The 3,625-nt window shown below is 39.1% G+C and carries 2 protein-coding genes; both read right to left on the reverse strand.

Annotation, left to right across the window (positions count from 1 at the left end; genetic code table 11):
* Positions 1-368: 368 nt before the first annotated feature.
* Complete coding sequence (gene ilvD / locus AC29Z1_RS15105; protein WP_488272284.1) at positions 369-2,027, reverse strand: dihydroxy-acid dehydratase; 1,659 nt, start codon at positions 2,025-2,027, stop codon at positions 369-371.
* A 223-nt stretch (positions 2,028-2,250) separates the two neighbouring features.
* The gene (locus tag AC29Z1_RS15110; RefSeq protein ID WP_488272285.1) at positions 2,251-3,333 is read right to left on the reverse strand and encodes a tetratricopeptide repeat protein; all 1,083 of its coding nucleotides are present in this window, start codon (positions 3,331-3,333) and stop codon (positions 2,251-2,253) included.
* Positions 3,334-3,625 lie beyond the last annotated feature (292 nt).

Consider the following 3,625-nt stretch of genomic DNA (forward strand, 5'->3'; position numbering starts at 1 on the left):
GTTCAGTTTTCAGGGAACACATTTGCCACTGCCGCATCAGCGACAGCTTTTATATATTAACACAACCTTGAGGTTGTGTCAATATATATTTTTTTAATTAATACTGCCATCAAATGTTGACAGCTTTTATATGTTAACACGGTATTTGTAACATGTCAATACCTGTTGACTGCGTACCTCTAACAAATAAAGATAGTTTTTTTCATCTTAACATATCATCTCCCAGCATGTCAATTATTATTCATATAATTGCGAATAAACAAAAAACAGAGACAGACTTTTTTGCTGTCTCCGTAAATCAAACCATCGCTTTGCTATTTATCTTACATACTGGTTCAGAATTCCGCCTCTATAACCTTCTATGGTAATTACTTTAATATAGCACCTGTATTGGCTGATGTCACCAACCTAGCATATCTAGCTAGATATCCACTCGTAACTTTCGGAGCTGGTTGTACCCAGGCTGCTTTTCTTCTTGCCAGTTCTTCGTCACTCACATTAAGCGTAAGCTTGCGTCCAGGAATATCAATAGTAATAATATCATCATCTTGGATAAGCGCAATAGGACCTCCCTCCATGGCTTCTGGAGAAATATGCCCAACACATGCCCCCTGTGTCGCGCCACTGAACCTTCCGTCTGTTAATAAGGCAACCTTAAGGCCCATACCTACAATTACGGCTGTCGGGTTAAGCATTTCCTTCATACCTGGCCCACCCTTTGGCCCCTCATAACGAATAACCACAACATCTCCATCCTTGATTTTCTTGCCAATGATTGCCTCAATCGCTTCTTCTTCCGAATCGAACACTCTAGCAGTTCCTTCAAAAAACAACATATCTTCTTTAACTGCACTTTCTTTGACTACGGCACCATCAGGAGCCAAATTACCACTCAAAATAGCAATTCCACCGGTATTGCGGTAAGGTGTTTCTACGGATTTAATTACATCAGGACGCATGATAATAGCATCCTTAATTCTATCATTGACAGTACCTGATACAGTTAACGCATCGGTATGAATGCGACCTAACTTAGCCAACTCTTTCATTACTGCCGAAATTCCGCCTGCTTCATTTAAATCTTGAATATGATGGGTTCCTCCCGGACTTAGCTTAGTAATATAAGGAGTCTTGCTGCTAATTTCATCAAATAAGGACAAGGGCAATTCTATACCAGCCTCATGCGCAATTGCCGTCAGGTGTAACACAGTATTTGAAGATCCGCCAATCCCCATATCTACAGCAATAGCATTTTCAAATGCTTTGCGGGTTAGGATGTCGCGAGCCTTTATGTTCTGCTTCACCAAATTAACAACTATTTGACCAGCTTGTTTAGCCATCATACGGCGTGCACCAAATTGAACAGCTGGAATGGTACCATTACCAGGAAGCGCCAGCCCTAGTGCTTCTGCCATACAATTCATAGTATTAGCAGTAAACATACCTGCACAAGAGCCACATCCCGGACATGCTGCTTTTTCCATCTTATCCAATTCATCGGCAGAAATTTTACCAGACTCAAACATTCCGGCTGCTTCAAACATATTGCTAACACTAATATCCCGACCTTGATAACGGCCTGCCATCATAGGACCACCGCTCATAACGATACAAGGAATATTCAACCTGGCTGCCGCCATAAGCATACCGGGCACAATTTTGTCACAGTTAGGAATAAGTACTAAGCCGTCAAATCCATGACCGATAGCCATAGCCTCGATAGAATCGGCAATAAGTTCGCGGCTTGGGAGTGGATATTTCATTCCATCATGTCCCATGGCAATACCATCACAGATACCAATGGCCGGAAATTCAACTGGCATTCCGCCTCCCGCAGCTACACCTAGCTTTACTGCCTCAGCAACATCTCTAAGGTGCATATGACCCGGGATTATTTCATTAAAGGCATTAACAATACCAATCATTGGCTTTTCTAATTCTTGGGGAGTGTAGCCCATAGCATAAAACAAAGAACGGTGAGCTGCCCGTGTAGAGCCTTTTTTAACAATATTACTTTTTAAATCCATGATTCCATTTTCCTCCATATTTAAAATAACTCCATTTAGACTATACAAAATTATAATGCAAGTGTACATACTGTTAACACGATATTAAGTATTCAACATAATAAGGCTAAATCCTTCTCTCAAAGGCTATTTCTCCGTTTTTCTTACATAAGAAACACGGCTTCCATTAAGTCATGCAAAATGTAAAAAAAGAACACCTTCATGAAAAGGTGCATGATTCCTATTACTTTTTCTTCTTGTTTTTATTTTTTTTGGGAGGCTTCTGTTTATTAATTTTGTGTGAAACTGGCCATCTGGCTTTAGATGAGCGGGCAGGCATGGCTAACCGTTCCCCAGGTGGTAACTCCATCCGCCTTATTCCTAAATATAGCTCAGCCAGCGGATAAAGAGTTTCTTTCCGATTCGGGTCTATCTCAAAATCAAGTTCTGCTGTCGCCGCAATTTCACTTTTAACAAAATGAGCAAATTTCAAACTAGTAGGATTTGGTAATATATCAATTTTACGGTCACTTTTATTGTAAATAGCAAATAATAGTGTTAACGTTCCTACAATAAGTTCCCTAAGGCTATATGCTTCCAAATGTTTATATTGGTGACTATAAACTAGTACTTGTCTAAGGTGTTCTGCTGCTTGCTCAAACTCACCACAATCAAAAAGTAATTGGCCTAAAGAAAAGTGCGACTCTACCTGCCCCATATCCCTAAGCAATGCCTGTTCATAAGCAACTGCAGCTAATTCAGGACGTTTACCTCTATAGTATGTATTGCCTAAACGATTCCAAAGATAGGCATCATCTGGTGTTGTTTTTAATTTCTCTAAAAAATAGTTCTCTGCATCGCTTCCCCAGCGTGGTGCAAAAACTTTATCGATTAATGCTTCACCAAAAATAACTTCATCAGAATGTATGTTTTTATCACCATTAGAGAGTGCAGCCGTTATTTTGCCTGCAAGAATTGCTTGCATACGAGAAGACATTTCCCATTCTCCGGCAGAATTACAATGTTTGCAGCGAAAATAACCAAGCGCTTGAGTTTCCTCAATTTTATTTTTACCCTCATTAACAGTCGTTGGAACCACTAACGTACTTAAATCATAATCTCCATGTTTGCCGCATAATCTACATTTTAAACGAAAAATAGATTGAGGAAAATGATTATTAAGTATCTTTATGTGTTTATAAATAAGTTTAGGATACTTGCCCGGCAGCATGGCAATGGTTGGCCGTAAAGATACATTAGCAATATCTTGACCCGTGGCTATGCTGATAAGTAAAGGGTTTATACCATGTTTTTGATATTGTTCCATTACATATCATTCCTTCGCAATAAAATCACCAGTATTACTTACTGTTAAAATACTTATACTTGCAAAAAAACCCACCCGCGAGTAGTGGGTGGGTTTTCATTTGTACTATTCTTAGTATATTCTAGGATTTATGATAAGTCAATTAACAATTAAAAACACTTACATAAATTATTATCGAGGTTTCGTCTAGCATTCTATGCACTTTAACGTTGGGCATATCCAAATATAAAAAGCACTCCTGCATATATGCAAATGAGTGCTTTGTTGTTAACCAGCAACTCCCTATTCTCCC

This window comes from Sporomusa sp., from assembly GCF_057736855.1.

Bases quoted from the DNA above. Each gene is read 5' to 3' on its own strand.
- ilvD (WP_488272284.1), bottom strand. From the start codon at position 2,027: ATGGATTTAAAAAGTAATATTGTTAAAAAAGGCTCTACACGGGCAGCT.
- AC29Z1_RS15110 (WP_488272285.1), bottom strand. From the start codon at position 3,333: ATGGAACAATATCAAAAACATGGTATAAACCCTTTACTTATCAGCATA.